The 22,898-nt window shown below is 31.8% G+C and carries 15 protein-coding genes; 5 read left to right on the top strand and 10 right to left on the bottom strand.

Annotated features, from left to right (window positions below; all coding sequences use genetic code 11):
• Positions 1-39: 39 nt before the first annotated feature.
• From ETU10_RS05275 to ETU10_RS05255, 5 genes are all read right to left on the bottom strand, one after another.
• Positions 40-315 carry a hypothetical protein gene (locus ETU10_RS05275; RefSeq protein ID WP_146310426.1) on the bottom strand — a complete coding sequence of 92 codons (276 nt, stop codon included), beginning with the start codon at positions 313-315 and terminating at the stop codon, positions 40-42.
• 251 nt (positions 316-566) lie between these two features.
• Complete coding sequence (locus ETU10_RS05270) at positions 567-2,633, bottom strand: flotillin family protein (RefSeq protein ID WP_146310424.1); 2,067 nt, start codon at positions 2,631-2,633, stop codon at positions 567-569.
• Between the two features lie 23 nt (positions 2,634-2,656).
• Positions 2,657-3,421, bottom strand: a complete 765-nt coding sequence (locus tag ETU10_RS05265; protein ID WP_146262254.1) for an OB-fold-containig protein — start codon at positions 3,419-3,421, stop codon at positions 2,657-2,659.
• Positions 3,422-3,469: 48 nt separating this feature from the next.
• On the bottom strand, positions 3,470-4,171 hold the full coding sequence (locus ETU10_RS05260; RefSeq protein WP_146310422.1) for a PspA/IM30 family protein: 702 nt from the start codon (positions 4,169-4,171) through the stop codon (positions 3,470-3,472).
• 108 nt (positions 4,172-4,279) lie between these two features.
• The gene (locus ETU10_RS05255) at positions 4,280-5,575 is read right to left on the bottom strand and encodes an amidohydrolase (RefSeq protein ID WP_146310420.1); all 1,296 of its coding nucleotides are present in this window, start codon (positions 5,573-5,575) and stop codon (positions 4,280-4,282) included.
• A 354-nt stretch (positions 5,576-5,929) separates the two neighbouring features.
• Between ETU10_RS05255 and ETU10_RS05250 the strand changes: the two genes are divergently transcribed.
• Together ETU10_RS05250 and ETU10_RS05245 are read left to right on the top strand one after the other, a co-directional pair.
• On the top strand, positions 5,930-6,877 hold the full coding sequence (locus ETU10_RS05250) for a DUF4822 domain-containing protein (protein WP_146310418.1): 948 nt from the start codon (positions 5,930-5,932) through the stop codon (positions 6,875-6,877).
• A gap of 434 nt (positions 6,878-7,311) precedes the next feature.
• Positions 7,312-8,358 (top strand): retron St85 family RNA-directed DNA polymerase, encoded by a 1,047-nt coding sequence (locus tag ETU10_RS05245; RefSeq protein ID WP_221410366.1) that lies wholly within the window; start codon positions 7,312-7,314, stop codon positions 8,356-8,358.
• Here the strand turns inward: ETU10_RS05245 and ETU10_RS05240 are convergent.
• From ETU10_RS05240 to abc-f, 3 genes are all read right to left on the bottom strand, one after another.
• A complete protein-coding gene (locus ETU10_RS05240) occupies positions 8,351-14,155 on the bottom strand; it encodes a DUF3320 domain-containing protein (RefSeq protein WP_146310414.1) in 5,805 nt (1,934 codons plus the stop codon). The genes ETU10_RS05245 and ETU10_RS05240 overlap by 8 nt on opposite strands.
• A 359-nt stretch (positions 14,156-14,514) precedes the next feature.
• Complete coding sequence (locus ETU10_RS05235; RefSeq protein ID WP_146292661.1) at positions 14,515-14,841, bottom strand: zinc-ribbon domain-containing protein; 327 nt, start codon at positions 14,839-14,841, stop codon at positions 14,515-14,517.
• Between the two features lie 38 nt (positions 14,842-14,879).
• Positions 14,880-16,790 (bottom strand): ribosomal protection-like ABC-F family protein, encoded by a 1,911-nt coding sequence (gene abc-f, locus ETU10_RS05230; protein WP_146310412.1) that lies wholly within the window; start codon positions 16,788-16,790, stop codon positions 14,880-14,882.
• A 97-nt stretch (positions 16,791-16,887) separates the two neighbouring features.
• Here abc-f and ETU10_RS05225 point away from each other — a divergent pair, with 97 nt between their 5' ends.
• Positions 16,888-17,424 (top strand): hypothetical protein, encoded by a 537-nt coding sequence (locus ETU10_RS05225; protein ID WP_146310410.1) that lies wholly within the window; start codon positions 16,888-16,890, stop codon positions 17,422-17,424.
• A gap of 178 nt (positions 17,425-17,602) precedes the next feature.
• Here the strand turns inward: ETU10_RS05225 and ETU10_RS05220 are convergent, their stop codons facing one another.
• A complete protein-coding gene (locus tag ETU10_RS05220; protein ID WP_146310408.1) occupies positions 17,603-18,412 on the bottom strand; it encodes an enoyl-ACP reductase FabI in 810 nt (269 codons plus the stop codon).
• Positions 18,413-18,523: 111 nt separating this feature from the next.
• Between ETU10_RS05220 and ETU10_RS05215 the strand changes: the two genes are divergently transcribed.
• Together ETU10_RS05215 and ligA are read left to right on the top strand one after the other, a co-directional pair.
• Positions 18,524-19,327, top strand: coding sequence for a glycosyltransferase family 25 protein (locus ETU10_RS05215; protein ID WP_146262264.1), 804 nt, complete (start codon positions 18,524-18,526; stop codon positions 19,325-19,327).
• Between the two features lie 63 nt (positions 19,328-19,390).
• A complete protein-coding gene (ligA, locus tag ETU10_RS05210) occupies positions 19,391-21,385 on the top strand; it encodes an NAD-dependent DNA ligase LigA (RefSeq protein ID WP_146310406.1) in 1,995 nt (664 codons plus the stop codon).
• A 77-nt stretch (positions 21,386-21,462) separates the two neighbouring features.
• Here ligA and ffh read toward each other — a convergent pair whose 3' ends face one another.
• The gene (ffh, locus tag ETU10_RS05205; protein WP_146310404.1) at positions 21,463-22,815 is read right to left on the bottom strand and encodes a signal recognition particle protein; all 1,353 of its coding nucleotides are present in this window, start codon (positions 22,813-22,815) and stop codon (positions 21,463-21,465) included.
• Positions 22,816-22,898 lie beyond the last annotated feature (83 nt).

The following is a 22,898-nucleotide window of genomic DNA, read 5'->3' as shown; positions in this document are numbered from 1 at the left end:
GTAAGAATTAAAGGAGGTTATTTATTCCTTTGTTTAAAATTAATACCATTCTATGGTAGATAATAAGAATTTCTTTTTATTCTTATCAAATAAATAGGTAACTGTATTTCCCTTAAAACATTTTTTATTATCTAAATCGTAATAGAATGTTACTTCATTTTTATTGGCAAAATCATAGCTCATATAAGGGATTATTTGTTCTATTTGTTCTTTACAATCCGTGGAAGTAGTTTTTAATATTTCTTCTGGATATTGATCAAAAATATTCTCATTAGCTATAGATTTTAAATTGCCTTTACTATATTCAAAGGTCATTACGTTTTTCCCATCTCCTGTTATATCGTTGGTAAATACCTTAACAAACTTATGAGATATTCAAACACTTATAATAATACCCAAGACTATAAACCATATAAGATATGAAAATTTTTTATTTTGAATTGAAAATGTTAGTCTATCCATACATTTTAATCCTATCTTATTGATAGTTTTAGAATTATCCCTATATTTTCAATAATACACTTCCTAAAAATATAGGAAGTGTAATTGTATTGAGATGATTGTAGTTATACTAACTTTTTATTTGATAATCCTAAGTTTTTAACCAGATTAGATAAGTTCCCTAGTGTACTTTGATCTTCCGCACCTGCATTTTGTTGCATTTTAAAGATTAAGGAAGCTATACTCAAGTTTTTAATATCTTCAGAGGATATATTAAATTTTTCGGCAAAATGTCGGATCCTCTCATGTAAATCTCCTTCTCCGTTCCCATCTCCTAATAAAGATTCTTTTATTTCAGTAATCGTTTTGCTTTCTTCTACTAATTTGTCAAATCCTTTGGCTCTGGATATTTGATTTACTATATTTTCAAAGAAAGTAGATTCTCCTCCCACAATATCAATTTTAGCTGTTTTCATGGCTTCCCCTAGTACTTGAGCTTGTGCATCTGCTATGTCTTTTTGTACGTGGATATGTGCTAACTCTACTTCTTTTTCTTTTTGTAGTTTCAGCTTAAACTCTTCGTGATCTTTTCCTACGCCGTCTAGCTTTTTCATTGCTTCGGCTTTCTCTGTAATTCCTTCCGCTTCTGATAATGCTTTTTGTTTAATCACTTCGGCTTCGGCTAAACCTTCTTTACGTTTAGCTTCGGCTTTAGCTTCAATACCTTGGGCTTCAGCCTTGGCTGTTCTTTCTATAATTCCTGCATCTACGATTCCTTTTTGCTCATCAGCTTCTGCTTTGGCTTTTATTACTTCCGCTTCTGCTAATCCATAGGTAGCATCTTCTTTGGCTTGGGCTTCTGCCAATATTTTTCTTGCTTCTGCTTGTTTTAAAGAGGCTTCTTTTTGGGCTTCTGCTTCTATTAGTAATCGTTGTGCTTTTTCTTCTTCTGCTTTTTTCTGAGCTTCTGCTTCTTTAACCGTTTTTATTAAATTTTGTTCTGCCTCTTGACTTGCTGCTATTATTCCTGCTTTTTTCTTACGTTCTACTTCTCGAAGTGCTTCTATGTCTTTAACGTTTTGTTGTTCTTCTACTACCCCCTTCTCTAGTTGTACTCTTTCTCTAATTACATCTTGGATATTCTTTTTCTCTTCTTCTACCACTTTTTCTTTATTGATTTGTGCAAGGGTAACAATTCTTTCTCTTTCGGTTTGTTCTAAAGAGCGGTCTTTCTCTACTCTTTCTGTTTCTACAGCATCCGTTCTTTCTTTATTTTTAGCGGCAATAATAATCTGACGAAGTTTATTTTCTTCTTGTATAGCTAAACTTTCCTCTGTGGAGATGCGTACAGTCTCAGATTTTAATCTTTCCTCTTCTCTTACTTTCTGTATTTCTGCTTCTTCTCTTGATTTTATGTTATCTATCTCTCTTTTCTGTTTTTCTTCTTTTTCTGCTAACTGTCTTTCAAGTTCTAGAATTGCTTCTCGGGCTTCTACGTCTTGTTTTTTAATGACCTTCTGTTCGTCTCTTCTAATTAAATTGGCATTAATATTTTGGGCAGCAGTTAATTCTGTTATTTTTTTAATCCCTTCGGAATCCAATATGTTTTGAGGATCTAAATAACTTAAATTGGTTTGCTCTAAATAATCAATAGCACAATCATCTAAGTTATATCCATTTAAGTCTTTTCCTATTATGTTTAAAATTTCATCTCTAAATTCTCTTCGGGCTTCATAAAGTTCAATAAATTCAAACTTTTTACCTACTGTTTTTAAGGCTTCAGAAAATTTAGCTTCAAAAATATTTTTTAATGTTTCTACTTCACTTGCTCTTTCACAACCTAAAGTTTGGGCAACATTAATTACATCGTCCACAGATTTATTTACACGAATAAAGAAAGCAACTTTTATATCAGCTCTAATATTATCTTTACATATTAATCCATCTTTTTCCAAGCGCTCAATTTGTAATTTTTTGACTGAAATATCCATAATTTCCATTTTATGGAATACAGGAATAACATATATTCCTTTATTAAAGGCTACTTTAGTTCCTCCTACTCCTGTCCTAACAATTGCTTTTCCCTGAGGAATTTTTTTGTAAAATGAGGCTAATATTGCTAAAAATAAGAGAGCTATAAACAAAAATGCTCCTACGATTATGGCTACAATACCACCGATTCCAATACTCATACTATTTAGTTTTTATTTAAATTTTAATTTTGTTCTAGAGAAATTTCTCGTGTTACGAAATATACTTTTTTGTCTTTGGATTCATCTGTTATTATTACTGAATCTCCGTAATTTATTTTTTCGCCTGAATGACTGATAACGTTTAATTTTATGGGATTTTTTTCTATAATAAATTCTGCACTTCCTAGTTTTTCATGTTCAATGGTTGAAAACATTCTTCCTCTTCTTCCCAAAAATTCTATTTTATCCTCGCCCTGATAACCTGTCTTTTTTAAGAATTTAGCTAATGGATTTGTCACTATTTTTGTTAGGAAAATTCCGATTAGAAAACATGGAATTAATATAATTATTGATTTCCAGCCCCAATTGCCTACCATAGTTATTTGCGTTGTTATTAAACTTCCTGCCCATGTAAAAAACTTTAAAGTAGATAACACTAGCATAAATGGTACTTTTCCTACATTCATAAATTTAAGAAAACGTACAAACCAATGATCTCCAGTTTCGTGTGAGGTATCGGTCTCAGATTTTTCATGATACGTATGCGGTTCTGCTACATCTTTGCCTGTGGAAGCATGCGTATTCGCGTCTACATCAGAATCAGGCTCAACGGCTGTATTTACATCTAGATCGGTTTCAACAGGTCCATCAAAATCCAATCCGAAATCAAAGCTATCCAGCCCTACCCCCAAGAATGCGAATATCCAATAGATGAATATAACAACCATAAAGCCGGACATAATTGCATTAGACAAAGGATAAAAAAGACTATGAATAATTTCTGGCATTTAAATATTTTGAGTTAGTTTTAATATTATTAAATTAGAAAATATATTTTATAATTCTAATTTCCTTTTAATTTCTTCTAAATCTTGATTTACTTTTAAAGAGTCCCCTCCAATAGCGCGATCTATGGCTTCATCTACTGAGATATTCTTATTGGCAAGTGTTCCATATGCTTCTGCTAGTGCCTCGTCATCGGCTACTTTATTTCTCATTCGTTCCAGCATATTCATAGTGCCGTCATTATCTACTTGCGCCATTTGCTTATTAACCTCTTGGGTTGCTTTACTTACTTTAACTCTGGCTTTAAGTATTCTAAGTTCATTTTCCCATTTATTTATATTAAATTTTAATATATCTATATTGTTGCTCATGTTTTCCACCACTCGATCGTGTTGGGTCTTTTCGGCTGTTAGAATCTCGGCCTCGCTAATCAAACGAGCTTTTAAGGTGAGCGCTTCTTTTGCTAATTTTTCAGCCTGTTGAGGATCTAAATCTCCGTTTTTTGCCTTGGTCATTAATAATATGGCTTTAGCTTCGTATTCTTCTGCATCCTTGTTCTTTTTAGATATATCATTGTTTGTACGAATGGCTAAGGCTTTAATTTTGGCTAAGGCTTCTAAACTATTTTCTAAATCTGCTTTCATTTCTCGAATCCCTTGTTCTGTCATTCGAACTGGTTCTTCCATCTTATCAATTACTGAATGAATTTCCGCTGATCCTATGCGTAAAAGTCTTTTAAAAATATTGCTCATTTAATTATTTTTTATATTATGAATTTAATAAAATTTTAGTTACTAAATTTTATAACGTATAGAAATAATAAAAATTTCACTAGAAAATTTAAATTTTAGCAACTTCTTCTAAAATAACATTTTCCCTTTTGATACTAAAGATTTTACAGCAGATAGTCTTGATACCGCCTCAGCAGAACAAGAAGCATCTACAACCACCCAATCTGCCGGATCTCCAATCTTAGGCCATGCTCTCTCTCCTTTATTGTTTAACGGTAAAACATCCGTGGTAGCAATTCTTAAACATCTTGATAATTCAAACTCAGTTCTATACCCGTACATTTGTGCCATTAAATTGGCTTTTTGTAGTATACTTCCGGTTCCGAAGGTATCCCAATGATCTATGATACTATCGTTACCTGTTCTAACTTTTACTTTGTGTTCATATAAGGTAGGTATAGGCATTCGTATGGATCCTAAGGGCAGGGTGGAAACAATTCCTACTTGTGCTTCCGCTAATTTATCAGATATATCTCTTAATTGTGAGTTATTTAGATTCGCTAATACGTAAGCGTGACTGATATATGTTTTCCCTTTTAATTGAGGGTTCTCATTTACTTTCTGAGTGATATATTCTACGGTTTTTATACCAAATTCATCCATATCGTGCAAGTGAATATCTACTCCTTTATTATAATCTAAGGCTAATTGAAATATAAAATCCATGGTTTTTTCAATACTACCATCCAAAGAATATGGATCTAAACCTCCAATGAAATCTATATCCATTTGAGCGACTTCTTTCATTAATGGGGCTGTTGGAGTATAAAATATCCCATGTTGCGGAAAAGCTACCGTTTCCGTAAAGAACATTCCTTTTTTATTCTCTAGGGCTTTGTTTAAATTTTCTAAAGATTTAAATCCGGATGTGGGTTCAATATTAAAATGATTTCTTGCAAAAGCAACTCCATGAGCTTGCAATAGTTCTATGATTTTTTCTGCTTTGAAAGTTGAATTTCCCAATATAGCTGGCATATTTTCTTGCTCTAACTTTATCATTTCTCTTACTCCACCTGTTCTTTTCTTGGCTGCTTTCCATGGCTCAGTGTAATTGGTTTTATCTAAATGGATATGCATATCCTTAAAAGGCGGTAACATCAGTTTTCCCATAACATCTACAGCTGATACCTCAGGTTTATTTTCTTCAATTTTAGTTATTATACCATTTTCTGATTCTATATAAAACAATTGAGTTTTAGTATTACAAACTTCTCCTTCCTCATCGTACTCAAACCCTACTTCCAAACGCACATTTTTCCAAGACTGTTTATTTAATTTAATATCTTTCTCTTTTCTTTCATTTTTATTAAATCCAGGCCTAGAACTCTTTTGAGCAATTGTATTTTCATCAGTAAATGAATTCATAATTATTCGTTTTATTTCTATTAAATATAAAATTAATTTAAACAAATAACTAAAATTTTTATCATTTTCCTTTCAATATTTCTATAAAATATTTTGATCCATATATTAATTGATATACCATCCTAGTATCTATAAAATAAAAATTCTACTAATGATTCAGATTCATACTAAAAACACCTAATTACCATAGTTATATTTTATTAATAGCATAAAATATAATTATATACCTACACCATAGGAATACATATAACATTTATTTTTTTGAATAAAGATTTTTTTATAACATTTTGAAGTAATATTGTAATTTTTTTATATTAATTTTATTAGATTTGTCGTATTAAAAAAATATAAATTATGTTTAACAAAAAAAATTCCTTGATTTTACTAGCGTCAATCGGATTATTATCATTTACAATTTCCTGTTCGAATGACGACAATGCTCATGCTTCAACCACCACTCCAGAAATAGTTCCCCCTGGTGTTCCTGTTCTTTCTGAACATATTTGGTTATCTACGGAAGCGTTTGATAATAATAAAAATTTATTCGACTTAAATACCTCTCCTGTATCCACTTATTCTGGATATACTTATTATAAACCTGATGGAACTTTTAGAGTTGTTGATGCAAACAACCGAACTAAATTATTTGGTACCTGGTCTTTAATTGAAAACAATACAAAAAAACAGTTATCTATTTATAAATCTGACAATACAAAAATTGATTCTATTAACAATGAATTAAATATATATAAAGTAGAGGCCAATAAGATTTTTGATGTAGTTGCTCTAAATAATTCTTTATTTACCTACAGAATTAATGACGATGCTAATCCTGGTAAATATTATGATTTAGTTAATAGAGTAGATAATCATGCTGAACCTAAAATCCCAGCGGAGGATTTAGCTGCTGTAAATTGGAAAACAGTTAAAGCGCTTGATGTATCTAATGGTATTGAAAATGCAGTTATTTTAGATATGAATAAATACCCTGCATCTGCTAGCTCAGGAATTAGTAGTTTTAAAAATATGAATTCTAATGCATATTTTCCAAAAAATACAGACGGAAATTATGTCAATGGTAATTTTACAGTTTTAAATTCTGAAAATTTAGAAGAGCGTGTTAGATATGGAGACTGGTATGTCTCATTAGATGGTAAAGTTCTAACTATCTATCTTAAAACGCCTCAAGGTGAACCTAATGGGATTAGAAAATTAAATATAATTGAATTAACTGAAAATAAATTTGTATTTGAAGAGGATCTTAATGGTACAATAGTAAGATTTGAGCAATCTCCTTTATAGAATTAACCCATTTTTATTTCAAAAAGAGACTTTAAGTAAATTACTTAAGGTCTTTTTTATTCCCACCTTTAAATTTTAACATTTATATACAATATCTTCTAGTAGATCTCAATCCAAATATAATACAACACTGAAAATCAATGCTGCTTTATTTTTTTTAATTAATCTTAGAAGTGCAAGCTATAATTTTTTTATAACTAAAATAAAACACCTACTTTAGCATTTCAGAGGATGAGTTAAAATTTAGCAAGAAAGAGGTGTAGTCGCCTCGTTGGTTCATGCCTTTTTCTGAGATTCAGTAATAACTTCGATTTATTACCTGAACCTTTCAGATTCTTAGGTATAAATCCAAGTATTACTGAAAGTAAACGCTCATCCTCTCTTTATTTATTTAAAGAATGAATATAATCTTAGTCGTATTCTTTATAGTTTTAATGCTATGGTTATTATTTCGTCTTCTGAACTTTGACGGAAATAATGTTGATGTTGAAAAAAAAGAGAATGGCTCTGTCTTAAAAGCTAAAAAACAAAGTTTCTTAGCCCGTATATTTTCTAAACCTTTACCTTACGACGATGAAGCTATAACTTGGTGTGCCAATTTCTTAATCATTGATAAAAACACATTGATCAGCATATTAAGAAACACTTCTGCCTATTATAGCCATTTTAAACTAGCTAAAAGAAGTGGTGGCTATCGAACCATATCTGCTCCTAATGAAGCAATGCTAAATATTCAGAGAATTATCTATAAACGAACTTTATTAACTGTGAATATACACCCTGCAAGTATGGGATTTCGTAAAAATTTTTCGGTTACACATAACGCTAAAGCCCATTTAGGAAATAATCATATTTTAAAAGTTGATCTTTTTGATTTTTTTGGTTCAATAAAAAAAGATAGAGTAATAAAAACTTTTGAGAAAATTGGATACCCTGTAAATATATCCCAAGTTTTAGCTGAATTGTGTACTTTAGGTGGAAAACTTCCTCAGGGTGCGCCAACAAGCCCTACTCTTAGCAACATAATTGCCTTTAATATGGACATAGAATTAGCTTCCATTGCTCAGAAAAATAGTTTGAGATATACTCGTTATGCTGATGATCTGACTTTCTCAGGGACTGATATTGCTTTTGAACCTCTACTTACTGATATTGATGTAATAATAAGAAAAGAAAATTTTATAATACAAAGGAAAAAAACTCGCTTCTTGACAGAAAAGAAACGAAAGATTGTTACCGGCGTCTCTATTAGTTCTGGTCAAAAGATGACCATACCCAGAGCTAAAAGAAGAGAAATCCGAAAGAATATGCATTACATATTAACCAAAGGTTTAGTCGAACATCAAAGATTTAGGGGTTCAACAGATCCTGTTTACCTTCAACGATTAATGGGGTACCTCAATTTCTGGCTCATGGTAGAACCTGAGAATGAATATGTAAAAAGGTCGATTGCAGCATTAAAAAAACTGAAGATTACATGATTACTGCGCGTCCATTCTCTACTTTCAAATAATTCTTTTTAATTGCTTTGACCATCCCTCTATGCATAGCCGCATCAACGTTAGATCCATTTCGAGCAAAACCTAAAAGCTGAGCAGTCAGTCTGGATAAATCTGTGGTGGGTATGCTTATCTCATTAGTCAAAATATACTTCATTGCATTAGCCACCTCTTCCGGTGGAAGATCAACCGCATCACGCAATCCGGTTCTAAAATAATCATATCGCTGATATTGTTCTTCGTTCAACCAATAAAAAGATAAATCTTCATTTTGTGATATAAAAAAGGAAGTAGACATCAACAACTCTTGCAGATAACTGTCTAAACGTTGCCCTAATCTTGATATACCCCAAGCAGCAAGTACTCTTTTAGATAGTAAGGTTTTGCTTATGGGGGCTTCTGTTTCCATCACTTCTTTAATCTGATTTAGAATTATAGATTTGTGTCCAGAATAAAAGAATTCTTCGCTCCTATAGGGTGAAGGCATTAAAGTTGCCGTTTGATAAGAATATATCTTATTTTCAACAAGTTCTGTGGGAGATGATGTATCTTCTATGATTTCATTTTTAACCTCCATTTTTTTTTGTGAAGCTTTAATGCCTATATCCACAGTATTCTTTTCTTTTTCAATTAAAGCTTTCTCTATATTTGCTAAAACTGCATTGGGATTCTCCCACCAGTCTAAAGTCCATATTTTAAGTATTCTCCAACCTAACATTTTTAATACGCTATTTTGCACAATTTCTCGATCTCGAAGCATCTTCGCTCTTTTGTAATTTTCTCCATCACATATAATCCCCAATATATAACTGGATGGATTCTCTTTATCTACAATTCCAATATCTATTTTATAACCCGAGCAACCAATATTTGTATCAACTTTGTAGCCTAACTTTTCGAGTTGACCGGCTATTATATCGTTTATTGAATATTCAGAAATTATATTTTGCGTACTAGTAGCTATTCTTCCACCTTTTTCGGCATATTCTAAAAAGCGCTTAAGCCCTGCAACCCCCACAGCTCCAGTTCTATTTAGGTCTATTTGATCAGAGCGTAAAGTTGAATAGATAATCATTTCATATCTGGCTCTTGAGACGGCTACATTCAATCTACGTTCTCCCCCTTCTCTATTAAGAGGTCCAAAGTTCATGCTTACTCTCCCCTCTTTATCCGGACCATATCCTACCGAAAACAGGATGATGTCTCTTTCATCTCCTTGCACATTTTCTAAGTTTTTGATAAATATAGGTTCTTCATATTCCAGTGCCAAACTTTCTAATTGAAAGTCGAGCCTAAATACCTCAGAGAGTAAATCCTCGATGAGTGATTGTTGTACGGAACTAAATGTTACAACCCCAATACTTTTGGTTCTAAGCTTATCATCTTTTAATCTCCTAACAATCTCATCTACTATGGCTTGTGCCTCCGCTTTGTTTTGTCTGGTTTTACCCTTGTCATAATAGCCCTGAACTGGGACTAATTTAACTTTAGATTCAATATTATCCGGAGATGGAAAGGTCAACAGTTTATTATCATAATATTCCAAGTTACTAAAGGCGATCAAACTTTCATGTTTGCTGCGGTAATGCCAAAGCAAATATTTAGATGGCATAGAAAGAGCTAAACAATCATCCAGTATACTTTCTAAATCTTCCATTTCTATATTCTCTTCATCGGTAGAGTTTACTGAGAAAAAATTGGTCGGAGGCATTTGTTTAGGATCACCTACGATCACCACATTTTTACCTCGTGCTATAGCTCCGACTGCCTCATAAGTTGGCATTTGTGAGGCTTCATCAAAAACTATCAAGTCAAATTTATCTGCATCTACATCAATATATTGAGCTACAGATATAGGGCTCATTAACATACATGGGCACATTCTTGGCAGTAAAGTCGGAATTAAATCGAATAATCTTCGAATAGAAATCCCACGGGCATTATTTCGAATGTTCCGTTGCAAAATACCTACTTCCGAGTTTTGTGAAGCCTCCCGAGTAAAAGAGGGAAGATTGGCGGATAGTTTAGCTACTAATTCTTTTCGGGTTAAATCCTCGAAATCTGAAACCAGCTTTATGTATTTTTCTATTTTATCATTAAATATTTCTCCTTTAAATAATTGTAAATTAGGCTCTTTGGATATAATATAATCAATAGATGATTTATAAAAGCTTTTGTTGAATATGTTTAAAAGATTAACTGTTTCAATGTTCTGCTCTTTATATTGATCTGCCACAAACCCTAATTGTATAGCTTTCATCTTTTTATAAACAACCAACCATTGAAACCAATCTTTAAGTTTATCTAAATTTTTTTGCCAAATATTCAGCTGCCCTAAAGCGGAATCCATCCAATTCATAGATGGTTGGTATAATATATCTTTACTTACACCTAATTTATCATATAGCAATTTTTCTTTCTGGTCTAAATTCTGTTTTAAATGGGTTATACTTATCAGTGCACTGCCATACATTTGTTTGAAGGAATTTATTCCATCTTGAAGTTGAAGGGATAATACACGCTTTAAATTTGTCGCTTTGGATAGATCTTTGGTATGTTCCAATAGTAATGAATGGATAGCAAAGGTATCTGCAATTATCTGCTCTATTGTTTCCCAATTTTCGTTTCCCTGACGCCCATACTTTTTAAAGTACGAAGGCAAATCATTTTCATATTTTTTGAGATGGTTCAGTTCTGATTGAAATTCTATAATTTCCTCTAAAGTGGATGCTATTTGATTCTTGTTCAATTGGCAGGTTGCATATACTTTCAATTTTTTCTTAATCGTTCGTTGACCGAAAAAACGAGGTATAAACCATTGATTAGATGCTCTATTCCAGTCAAATAACATTTTATTTGCGTCTAATAACAATACTCCTTCTGAAAATTTGCAAAGTAAACTTTGCTTTAAAATATCTCTGTTTTTTCCGTGGATGCATACATCTTTGTATTCATCTAAAGTCTCATTTAATTGAGGAGATACTAGTAATTCAGTGGTAAGTTCAGGAATACTTAATAACTTATCAATGAAGTATGTTACGGTATCTAATTTTTTTTTGTCCTTGTTAACTTCAAATTCATTAAAAAGATCTGGTAATTGATCCAAGTTTTTTTGAATATCAGTGATCAATCTGATTAGATCCTGTAAAATTTTTGTAGCCTCCTCTCTAATTGTTGGCGAATACTCATCGATATTAATTCCTGTAAGAGGATGCTGGTATGGATGCCCACAAGCACCCGCTACAGAGATAAGTTGTTCTAGTGTTTCTCTCCATTGTTGTTCTCTGTTTAGGTCTAATTCTGAGAAAAGTGTTTCCGGTATTCTAAATTGAGGTTCAGCATCTATTTGTTGATATTTAACAATGGCTTCGTAAAGAGAGTGTCCAAACGGATATACTTTATGTAATGCCTCCGTATACTCATTTATCTCCGTACGCAGAGCAAAAATACGTTCTGCTTCCTGTTTAAAATTTTCTGGAGGTATATTTTTTACTATCTCAGTGGTTTCTTTCAATTGAGAAAGAATCATTCCTTTTTTAGCTTTATTGGAATGTAATTCTAAACAAAATGGAGCTAAACCAATCGCTTCTAATCGTTGTTGAACTACGGACAATGCCGCCCTCTTTTCAGCGACAAACAAAACCCGCTTGCCCTTGTACAAGGCATTGGCGATAAGATTTGTAATGGTTTGTGATTTTCCTGTACCCGGCGGACCATGCAATATAAAATTTCTACCTTCTGAGGCTTCCCAAATGGCTTCTAATTGAGAAGAATCTGCGCTAATTGGTAAAATAATTTCGTTAGGAAGAAGTTTATGGTCAAATGTGTTTGCATCAACAACACTTTCTTCTGTGTTCCATTCTATTTTACCATTCAAAAGACTGGAAACTACTTGATTCTCAATAAGCTTATGAGCGTTATTGTGAATATCGTTCCACATAATAAACTTATTAAACGAAAACAAACCTAATATGGCTTGTTCATCTACATCCCATTTGGGCTGATTCTTTATTCGATTTCTAAAAATGGTGTAAATAAGTTTTACATCTACCCCAATTCCATCTGTAGGAAGCGGATCTAACCCAGAAATATTAATGTTGAAATTCTGACGAAGCATTTCCAAGAGTGTAATATTTACCATTATTTCTTCTTCTCTTGAACGAATTACGTACCCATGGGCTGCTGATTTACGTATGATTTCAACAGGAATCAACAATATGGGAGCATATCGTGGTCGCTCACTTGATGTGGTTTCGTACCATTTTAATAATCCTAAGGCAACGTACAGAGTATTAGCCCCATTTTCTTCCATGGCTGTACGAGATGAACGGTACAAGTGGGTCAAGGCTTTGCTAAGTTCGTTTTCAGTGAGATAAGATCGAATCCTTTTTTGAGTTAATTCCGATTTTACAAGATCCCTTATAGGATCTGATTCTGTGACTGATTTATAAAGGCCAAAATCGAATAATGGATGTTCCCAATCCGTAGGTTTTTGCAATATTCTAAATTCCTCTCCCTCTGACAAAGCATCTTCAAAAATATCTAAATCGGTAGAAATTAGCTGCAATGTGTTTTTGGTAAGCCTTATATTCAAAAGATTATTACGCAAACTTAAATCGAGTAATTTTCGTTCCCATAATAATTGCTTGGTAACAACAACTTCTGAACTTATTCCAGACAAATCGTAAGGATTAATATTTTGTGGGGTTATTTCTGATCTATCTGAAATAGGACTAAGTTCTTCTTCTTTTATTTCCCAATGTTGTCCATTTAAAACTCGCTGAGGTATGGGTTTTATCCCTGAAAAACGAGCTCTTTTGATGTCTACTGCTAGTATGAAACCATTCTGTGAAATACAATGGTTTGCATTTTTAACTGCCTGATCAAATTCTACATTCTGCCCCATATTCATACCAGTGGTTTCTACTAGTGTGATCTCGTTGATGCCTTCGGCAATTCTTTTATTAATAAGAGATACATCCTCGATTATACTATCAGGAAAAGTTTCAGGAACCAGCCATGCTCCGGCAAATGCATGTCCATTAACAACAATAATCAGTGAATTTATCCCGATTGCTTCTAAGCATGAGGCATATAACAAAGCTATATCTAGGCAGGTTCCAAGTTTTTGATTTAATACCGAATCTACTAACCGAATTCGTTGTCCATAGTCTTCAAAACTGACAGGTATAGTACTGTATATAATTTCCTGTTCAGCTATGGCTGTGTATATTGCAGCCATTTGTTTTTGTACTCTGTCTGGATTACGACTTTGATATTCGTCTAAGGATGGGTTGCCTGTCCATTGTTCTAAAATCATTGCTGCTCGCCTAATTATGGGTAATGTTGCAGGATGATTCGGTGTAACGAATGCAGCGAGCATTTCAGGCAATACCCCAATACCTCCCCATTGATCGTAAGCTAAAATGTTGAGTGGATATTTTTCTTCGAATAGAAGTTTCTCCTTTGAATATACTTTAAGCACTATGTGTCCGGATATTTGTTCTGTAAGTGGTGCAAAATAACTGGCTGATAGGTTTATTTTAGGTATTTCTAGTCTAACTTTTTCTTTTGGTTGGATTCCTTCTAAGGATATAGCAACTATTGTTGTAAATTCAGGGTCTGCAACTAATTCTATCCTTAAATCTTTTATTATTTCTTCTGTAAGATTTTCAATTGAAAGATCTCGTATGAGAGAGATTCTATTCTGCTGCATAGCAAAGTTTACAACGGGTAGATATAAAAAGTCAACGTTAAGTTTATTCCCATCATTCTCCATGGCAAGTGAATTTTTTTATTTGTTTAGAAATACTTGGTGTCTTTTATATGATGCTTAAAGATAACAATTCTATCCTATAATCATTAAGAATTTTTCATGATTTAGTTCTTTAAAAATACATTGTTATCTATTAGTGTTGATATAAATATACTTATTAACAAATTGTACAAATTTCATTCTAGATATGCAATTAGATGTCGTGATAAAAAAATTAATTTTTAAAACTTTTTTTCTAATCTTGGAAAACTTGCTACGAATTCAGCTATAAATGGAAATACTAAATCTTATTACACTTTATGGTAATAAGATTTAGTATAAAAAATAAATATTAGATTTCTAATTAAAAATCTTAATAGTTATTATATTTTAGATATAAGCATCATTGAAAATATATAAAGTAAGAATATGCCTATAATTATGAGTCCTGAAAAAGTCCAAACCGGTGTTTTGTATTGGGACTTAACCTCTCTATCTATAGGAGGTCTTTTGTGTATAAATGTAGACCCACAAGAGTTACATACAGGAATATAATCTCTTGAAATTGGAAATACAGGTATCCAAAAAATGTGGAAATAACCTTGTTGTGGAATTACAGCTAAAGAGTGATTCTCTTTACATGCTGGACATTCTTGACCAGTAAGTATAAGCCTGCCTGTGGTATATCTAATACCAAAAAATATAATCATAGTAGTAATAATTTAGTTTTTATTTATAATTTTTTCAATTAACTTAATTGGTTAAAAGTCTGTTCCCATTCTTTATTTAAGTTAAGCAATGTTTGTTTTAATTCTTCATATATTTTTAGAAATTCATCTGTAGGGTTTTCTTTAGCAAAGTTATCTTCATATTTTTTTATTTTTGTTTCTATCTCCTCCATATCTTTTTCCAACTTAGCTAATTTATTCTCTAATGCTTTTTCTTCTTTTGTTTTAAGTGAAACTTCTTTTTTGGGAGCCGAAGGAATATTCTCTTGGGTAAATGCTTTTTTGGCAAGTGTAGATTTTTCCATATCTACTTCCCTCATATTTTCTTTCTTTCTATATTCTAAATATTCTGTGATGCCTCCTAAAAATTCTTTTACTTCACCGTTTCTAAATTCAAAGATCTTATTTACCAATCCATCTAAAAATTCACGATCGTGAGATACTAATAATAAAGTTCCCTGAAAATTTATTAATGCCTGTTTTAATATAGCTTTGGATTGTAAATCTAAGTGATTGGTAGGTTCATCCATTATCAATGTATTAAACGGACGTAGCAATAATTTACACAAAGCCAATCGATTTCTTTCTCCTCCGGAAAGAACAGAGACCTTTTTTTGAACCTCATCACCCTGAAATAAGAAAGATCCCAACAAATCTCTAACTCTAGGGCGGGATTCTTCTGTTGCTGAATCTTCTGCTTCTTCTAAAATGGTTTTATTTGGATTAAGAACTTCAGCTTGATTTTGTGCGAAATAACCGATTTGTACATTATGACCTATCTCCAACGATCCCTCATGTGGAATTACTCCTTCCATAATTTTCGCCATAGTGGTTTTCCCTTGCCCATTTTGACCTACAAAGGCAATTTTTTCTCCCCTTTCAATAAAAAAATCAGCATTTTGAAAAACCACATGATCCTCAAATGATTTTCCCAGTTTTTCTGCTTTAAAAATGATTTTCCCAGGTGTTACGCTTGGTTCAAATTTGATATTAAAGCGGGTTACGTCCTCATCTTCAACTTCTATTCTTTCAACTTTATCTAATTTTTTTATTAGGGATTGTGCGAAAGAAGCTTTACTTGCTTTTGCCCTGAATTTTTGTATAAGTTGCTCCGTTCTTTTAATTTCCTGTTCCTGATTCTTTTGGGATTGTATAAGTTTTTCTTTTCTTTCTTGTCTTAGAATTAAGTACTTAGTATAATTTGCCTTATAATCTTGAATGGTTTGGTTTGAAATTTCAATGGTTCTATTGGTTACATTGGTTAGAAATTGTTTATCGTGAGAAACCAAAACAACAGCACCTTTATAATTTACTAAAAAACCTTCTAACCAAATTATGGATTCTATGTCCAAGTGGTTGGTAGGTTCATCCAATAAAAGTACATCGTTTTCTTCTAATAGCAATTTTGCTAATTCTATTCGCATTCTCCATCCACCTGAAAAGTCGTCGGTTAGTTTATTAAAATCTGATTCTTTAAACCCTAATCCTTTTAGTATTTTTTCTATTTCACCGTCTATATTGTATCCTCCTAAATGTGAAAATCTGTCGGTTAAATCTGTTAGATCATGAATTAATTTAGCATAAGAATCAGATTCATAATCTGTACGAGTTGCTAGCTCATGATTTATTTTATCAATTTTATCGTTAATTTGATTTAGTTCCTTAAAAGCTTGTTTTGCTTCATCCCAAACCGTTCTACCTTTTTCAAAATCTAGATCTTGCTTTAAAAAACCAATCCTTACTTCTCCTTCCTTTTCAACATTACCTTCTGTAGAGAGTTGTTCTTTTGCTAAAATTTTTAATAAAGTTGATTTTCCTGCACCATTTTTTCCTGCAAGCCCTATTCTATCATTTTTATTAATTCTAAAATTAACCTCTTCAAATAAATATCTTCCGGCAAAATGAAGTCCTAAATTCTGTACTAAAATCATTTTTCTTAAAAATTTTTAACATGCAAAGGTAGTACTTTAAACTTAATTCGTTTATATTTGTCAAAATGCTTAATTAATTTTGATAAAGTTAAATTTTATGAAAAAAATTCTTGGTTTTACTTTGCTTATTGCAATCCTTAATCTTTTCATTATCTCATGTAGCAATGATGATAACAATAGTAATAACAATTTATACACTGATACAGACACAATACCAGAAGTTTATGAAATTAATGTAACCTCTTTTACAGAGGTTAATCCTTCTTCTTATATCTTTAGAGCTCCTTTTACCTTAAGTAATTCTGAACATTTATTGATTTACAGACAAACCAATGTTACCACATCAGGAAACCCAGTATGGGAATTACTACCAAGTACGTATGTAGATAATTACGGAACAGTAAGTTATAACTACGATTTTAGTATGGAAGACTTCACCATTTATGTAGATGGATATAAAAATATTGCTAATTTAAATCCTGAATACATAACCAATCAGTGGTTTAGGATTGTAGTGCTTCCAGGTTTCTTTCCATCAACACAAAGTACTAACCCACCGGTTGATTATAATGATTATAATGCAGTTATAAATTATTTTAATATTGATGAAAGTAAAACTAAATTGTTAAAATAGTCTTTTAAATCTTATAAAAAAATAAAGCCTTACGGAATCGTAAGGCTTTATTTTTTTATCAATACATTTAATCCTTTAAAAAATTTCAATTAGGAGAATTATTGTATTAAAAAAGTGAATCTACAAAATATAGATCCACTTAGTTATTTTCTAAATATTTACTTTTATGTGAGGAAAATTATTTTTCAAATCTATTCATAACCATTTCGCTTACTCCAACATTTGAGAAACCTCCGTCATGAAATAAATTTTGCATGGTAACCATCTTAGTTAAATCTGAAAATAAAGTTATACAGTAATTGGCACAATCATCTGCTGTAGCATTCCCTAAGGGTGACATTTCTTTTGCAAAATCTACAAATCCGTTAAATCCTTTTATCCCCTGTCCTGCTGTTGTAAGAGTAGGAGATTGTGAAATTGTATTTACTCTAACTTTATTTTTATTTCCCCATTCATAACCAAAACTTCTAGCTATACTTTCTAAATAGGCTTTATTGTCTGCCATATCATTATATCCAGGAAAAGTTCTTTGTGCTGCTATATAGGTCAAGGCTAATATACTTCCCCAATCATTCATTGCATCTTTATCCCAAGCGGTTTTCATTACTTTATGAAAGGAAACTGCGGATATATCCCAACCTTTCATTAACCAATCATAATTTATATCTGTATATTCTTTACCTTTTCTTACATTTACTGACATACCGATAGAATGCAAAATAAAATCAATTTTCTTAAACTTTGCAAGTGTATGATCAAACAACTTGCCCAAATCTTCCATTGATGTAGCATCTGCTGGTACAATGTCTGAACCCGTTTTTTCAGCCAATCCATTCAATTCTCCCATCCTTAAGGCTACTGGTGCATTTGTTAATACAAATTCTGCTCCTTCTTGATGAGCAAGCTCTGCCACTTTCCAAGCAATAGAATTAGAATCTAAAGCTCCAAAAATAATTCCTTTTTTCCCTTTCAGCAATCCGTAAGACATATTATTCCATTAAAAATTAATAAAACAAATTTAGAAATTATTTTTAACATGAAGTGAGTGTATTTTTCTTATTGATTTTTATTAATATTTTTACATACCAAAACTAAGTTTATGAATTCACCATTTAACCTCTATGAAACCTATTTAATTAATTTAAACCGTTCCAAAGATCGACTAAATTTTATGGAAAGTGAGTTTAAAAAACAAAAAATGAACTTTTTAAGGATTCCTGCGGTAGATGGTAGTTTATTAAAAGGAGATGAGTATATAATTAAAAACAAATACGACAGAGATTTGGTTCCGGGAGAAATAGGCTGTTATCTAAGTCATGTGAAAGCATTAAAAACATTTCTAGTTTCTAAATATGAATATGCGCTTATAATTGAAGATGATGCTATTTTATGTACCGATTTTAAAAATATTATAGAAAATAGCATATTAAATCATAAAAACAATCTTTCAAAAAAACATCAATGGGAAATTCTTAAATTAATCAATGGAAAAAGACATCACATAAAAATTACAGATATATACAAAGGTTATTTTTTAGCGGCCTGTGGAACAAGCATTCCAATAACTACACTGGCTGCTATATGGACTCGTAACGGAGCCAGAAAATTTTTAAAAAAAATCATGAATCCTATTCCTGTTATACGAAGACCTATAGACTGCGACCTTCAACATCCATGGGAATTTAATTTATTAATATACAATTTACTCCCCTCTCCTGTAAAAGGAGCTGAATTAGGCACTCAAATTCAATTAAATAAAAAATTGCGGAAATCTAATGTTCCAAAAGAAATTTTATACGAGATAAACCGTTTTTTTCCAAAATACCATTACTTAATCTCTCAACATGGATGGAAATCTGTTTATAATAGCTTTATAGCAAAAAAAAATGAAAGGATAAGATGATAAAATTCTCTAATAAAATTATATTTTTATTGCATCTTTTCAATCTTCAATTATTTATTAATAATGGACAACATATTTATAAAAATTCAAGAGCTACGCAAACAGATTAATCACCTGAATTATCAATATTACGTATTGGATAAGTCTGAGGTATCCGATTATGAATTTGATCAATTATTAAATGAACTTAGACAATTAGAACAAGCCTATCCTGAATTGGATGATCCTAATTCTCCTACTCACCGTGTAGGTGGAGAAATCACTAAAAATTTCTCTACAATTACACATGAAAAGCGAATGTATTCTTTGGATAATAGTTACTCTTTTGATGATATTCATGATTGGGCTGAACGTATTAAAAAATCTATTTCCGATGAAGTGGAATTTGTTTGTGAATTAAAATACGACGGTTTATCTATAAGTATCTTATATGAACAAGGAAAATTTAAACAGGCGATAACAAGGGGAGATGGATTTCAAGGAGACGATGTAAGTACTAATGTGAAAACGATACGTTCAGTTCCTTTGGAACTTTCTGGAGATTATCCTGAAAGATTTTTTATAAGGGGTGAAATAATAATGCCTAAAAAATCTTTAGAAAAATTAAATCAATTACGCATTAGCGAAGGATTGGAACCTTATGCAAACCCAAGAAATACCGCTAGTGGTAGCTTAAAACTTCAAGATAGTACTGAAACTGCCAAAAGAGGGTTAGATTGTTATCTTTATAACATAATTTCGGTTGATGATGTTTATGCAACTCAATGGGAATCCTTGCAATATGCTAAAAACTTAGGTTTTAAAATTGGAAATTTTGCTAAACTATGTAAAAATTTAGATGAGGTTTTTCAATTTATTGATTATTGGAACACCGAAAGGTTTAACCTCCCTTTTGAAATTGATGGAATTGTCATTAAAGTGAACTCATTAAGTGAACAAGAAGAACTTGGATACACTTCTAAATCTCCGCGGTGGGCTATTGCTTACAAATTTAAAGCTGAAAAAGTTGAAACTAAATTATTAAGTATCGATTACCAAGTAGGTAGAACTGGTGCAATTACTCCTGTGGCTAATTTATTGCCTGTATTATTAGCAGGAACTGTAGTAAAGAGAGCTTCTTTGCACAACGAAGATTTTATTTCTAAATTGGATCTTAGGATTAATGATTATGTTTTTGTTGAAAAAGGGGGGGAAATTATACCAAAGATTGTGGATATAAATTATGATAAGAGAGAAAAAAACACTACCAAAATTGAATTTATTAAAAATTGCCCGGTTTGTGAAACTCCTCTTGTAAGAAAAGAGAGTGAAGCCGCCCATTTTTGTCCCAATGAGGATCTATGCCCTCCTCAAGCTATAGGAAGACTGGAGCATTTTGTTTCACGAAAAGCCATGAACATTGATAGTGTTGGAGCTGAAACAGTAACCTTACTTTATAAAAATGGATTAATCGAAAATATTTCTGATTTCTACGAGCTTAAAAAGGAACAGCTGATCCATTTAGATCGTATGGCTGATAAATCTGCAGAAAATATAATCAATGGAATTGAAAATTCTAAAAAAACTCCTTTTGAAAAAGTTTTGTATGCCTTAGGCATCAAGCATATTGGGGAAACAATAGCTAAAAAATTAGTGAAAAAATTTAAAACTATTGAAAATATTAGAAATGCTTCTGTTGAAGAGCTGATCAATACCGATGATATAGGCGAAAAAATAGCTTTAAGTCTGGTTGAATATTTTAGTAATGATGTCCATTGGAAAATTATTGAAAAGCTAAAAATGGCTGGTTTACATTTTGAAATTGAAGAAAATAATTGCTTAATATCCAATAAACTTGAGGGTAAAACCTTTTTGTTTACCGGAAAGTTAACTGTTTTTACTAGAGAAAATGCGGAACAGATGGTAGAGCTAAATGGAGGTAAAAATGTGTCGTCAGTAAGTAAAAATTTAAATTATTTAATAGTGGGTGAAAAAGCGGGCTCAAAGTTGAAAAAAGCTCAGGAATTAGGCAGTGTAATTATACTAGATGAGCAAGAGTTCTTAGATTTAATAAATTAACCATAGAATTGTAAATGAATAAAAAAGGAGGATACTAAAATTAGTATTCTCCTTTTTATTTATATAAAATTGGTTTATTAAAAGGGTTTACCTCCTGCTCCACCCATTTGTTTTGCCATGGCTTGCATCATCATTTTTCCTTGCGGACTTTGCATCATTTTCATCATTTTACTCATTTGCTCAAATTGTTTAAGTAACTGATTAATATCTTGAATGGTTCTACCGCTTCCTTTGGCTATTCTATTTTTTCTTGATGTGTTTATCATAGATGGATTTCTTCGTTCTTCTGGAGTCATTGAATATATTAGCGCTTCTACATATTTAAACGCATCATCGTCTATATTTACGTCTTTTAACGCCTTACCTACTCCAGGAATCATTCCCATTAAATCTTTCATATTTCCCATCCTCTTAATCTGTTTGATTTGCTTTAAGAAATCATCAAATCCAAACTGATTTTTAGCTATTTTCTTGTGTAATTTTCTGGCTTCTTCCTCATCAAATTGCTCTTGCGCTCTTTCCACTAAAGAAACAACATCTCCCATTCCTAAAATTCTGTCAGCCATTCGCTCTGGATAGAATACATCCAATGCCTCCATTTTTTCACCTGTAGATATGAATTTGATAGGTTTATCTACCACTGTACGAATGGTTAATGCCGCTCCCCCACGGGTATCTCCGTCTAATTTAGTTAGAACTACCCCATTGTAATCTAAGACTTCGTTAAAAGCTTTCGCAGTATTTACTGCGTCTTGACCTGTCATTGAATCTACAACAAATAGAGTCTCTTGTGGATTGACCGCTTGATGAACGTTTTTAATTTCATCCATCATTACTTGATCAATGGCTAATCGACCAGCTGTATCTATGATTATGGCCGAGAATTTATTTTGATTGGCATATTCAATAGCATGCTGAGCAATTTCAACAGGATTTTTATTTTCTAATTCTGAAAATACTTCTACTCCTATTTGTTCTCCCAATACTTTCAATTGATTTATTGCAGCAGGTCTATAAACATCGCCAGCGACTAATAAAACTTTTTTATTTTTTTTTGTTTTAAGATAGTTGGCAAGTTTTCCTGAAAAAGTTGTTTTTCCAGAACCTTGCAAACCTGCAATAAGAATGATGGAAGGGTTTGAAGATAAGTTTATTCCTACATTTTCACCACCCATCAATTGCGCAAGTTCATCATGTACAATCTTTACCATCAATTGCCCTGGAGACAAGGAAGTTAATACATTCTGCCCTAAAGCTTTGTCTTGTATGCGCTTGGTTAAATCTTTAGCTACTTTGTAACTTACATCTGCATCAACTAGAGCCCTACGTATTTCCTTAACGGTTTCAGCAACATTAATTTCTGTAATTTTCCCTCTTCCACTTATGTTATGTAAGGCTTTATCTAATTTATCTTGTAAACTTTGAAACATGTTTTTTCAAATTTATGTATTGCAAAAATAGATAAGTTTTCATTAATTAAAAAATTATCTATTATTTATATATTTTCAAAATA

The organism is Apibacter muscae (genome assembly GCF_007845595.1).
GTDB classification, from domain to species: Bacteria; Bacteroidota; Bacteroidia; order Flavobacteriales; family Weeksellaceae; genus Apibacter; species Apibacter muscae.
This window is presented reverse-complemented; position numbering and strand designations above follow the sequence as displayed.

Excerpts from the sequence above, each read along its gene's own strand:
- ETU10_RS05275 (WP_146310426.1), bottom strand. The coding sequence starts at position 315 with ATGACCTTTGAATATAGTAAAGGCAATTTAAAATCTATAGCTAATGAG.
- ETU10_RS05270 (WP_146310424.1), bottom strand. The coding sequence starts at position 2,633 with ATGAGTATTGGAATCGGTGGTATTGTAGCCATAATCGTAGGAGCATTT.
- ETU10_RS05265 (WP_146262254.1), bottom strand. The coding sequence starts at position 3,421 with ATGCCAGAAATTATTCATAGTCTTTTTTATCCTTTGTCTAATGCAATT.
- ETU10_RS05260 (WP_146310422.1), bottom strand. The coding sequence starts at position 4,171 with ATGAGCAATATTTTTAAAAGACTTTTACGCATAGGATCAGCGGAAATT.
- ETU10_RS05255 (WP_146310420.1), bottom strand. The coding sequence starts at position 5,575 with ATGAATTCATTTACTGATGAAAATACAATTGCTCAAAAGAGTTCTAGG.
- ETU10_RS05250 (WP_146310418.1), top strand. The coding sequence starts at position 5,930 with ATGTTTAACAAAAAAAATTCCTTGATTTTACTAGCGTCAATCGGATTA.
- ETU10_RS05245 (WP_221410366.1), top strand. The coding sequence starts at position 7,312 with ATGCTATGGTTATTATTTCGTCTTCTGAACTTTGACGGAAATAATGTT.
- ETU10_RS05240 (WP_146310414.1), bottom strand. The coding sequence starts at position 14,155 with ATGGAGAATGATGGGAATAAACTTAACGTTGACTTTTTATATCTACCC.
- ETU10_RS05235 (WP_146292661.1), bottom strand. The coding sequence starts at position 14,841 with ATGATTATATTTTTTGGTATTAGATATACCACAGGCAGGCTTATACTT.
- abc-f (WP_146310412.1), bottom strand. The coding sequence starts at position 16,790 with ATGATTTTAGTACAGAATTTAGGACTTCATTTTGCCGGAAGATATTTA.
- ETU10_RS05225 (WP_146310410.1), top strand. The coding sequence starts at position 16,888 with ATGAAAAAAATTCTTGGTTTTACTTTGCTTATTGCAATCCTTAATCTT.
- ETU10_RS05220 (WP_146310408.1), bottom strand. The coding sequence starts at position 18,412 with ATGTCTTACGGATTGCTGAAAGGGAAAAAAGGAATTATTTTTGGAGCT.
- ETU10_RS05215 (WP_146262264.1), top strand. The coding sequence starts at position 18,524 with ATGAATTCACCATTTAACCTCTATGAAACCTATTTAATTAATTTAAAC.
- ligA (WP_146310406.1), top strand. The coding sequence starts at position 19,391 with ATGGACAACATATTTATAAAAATTCAAGAGCTACGCAAACAGATTAAT.
- ffh (WP_146310404.1), bottom strand. The coding sequence starts at position 22,815 with ATGTTTCAAAGTTTACAAGATAAATTAGATAAAGCCTTACATAACATA.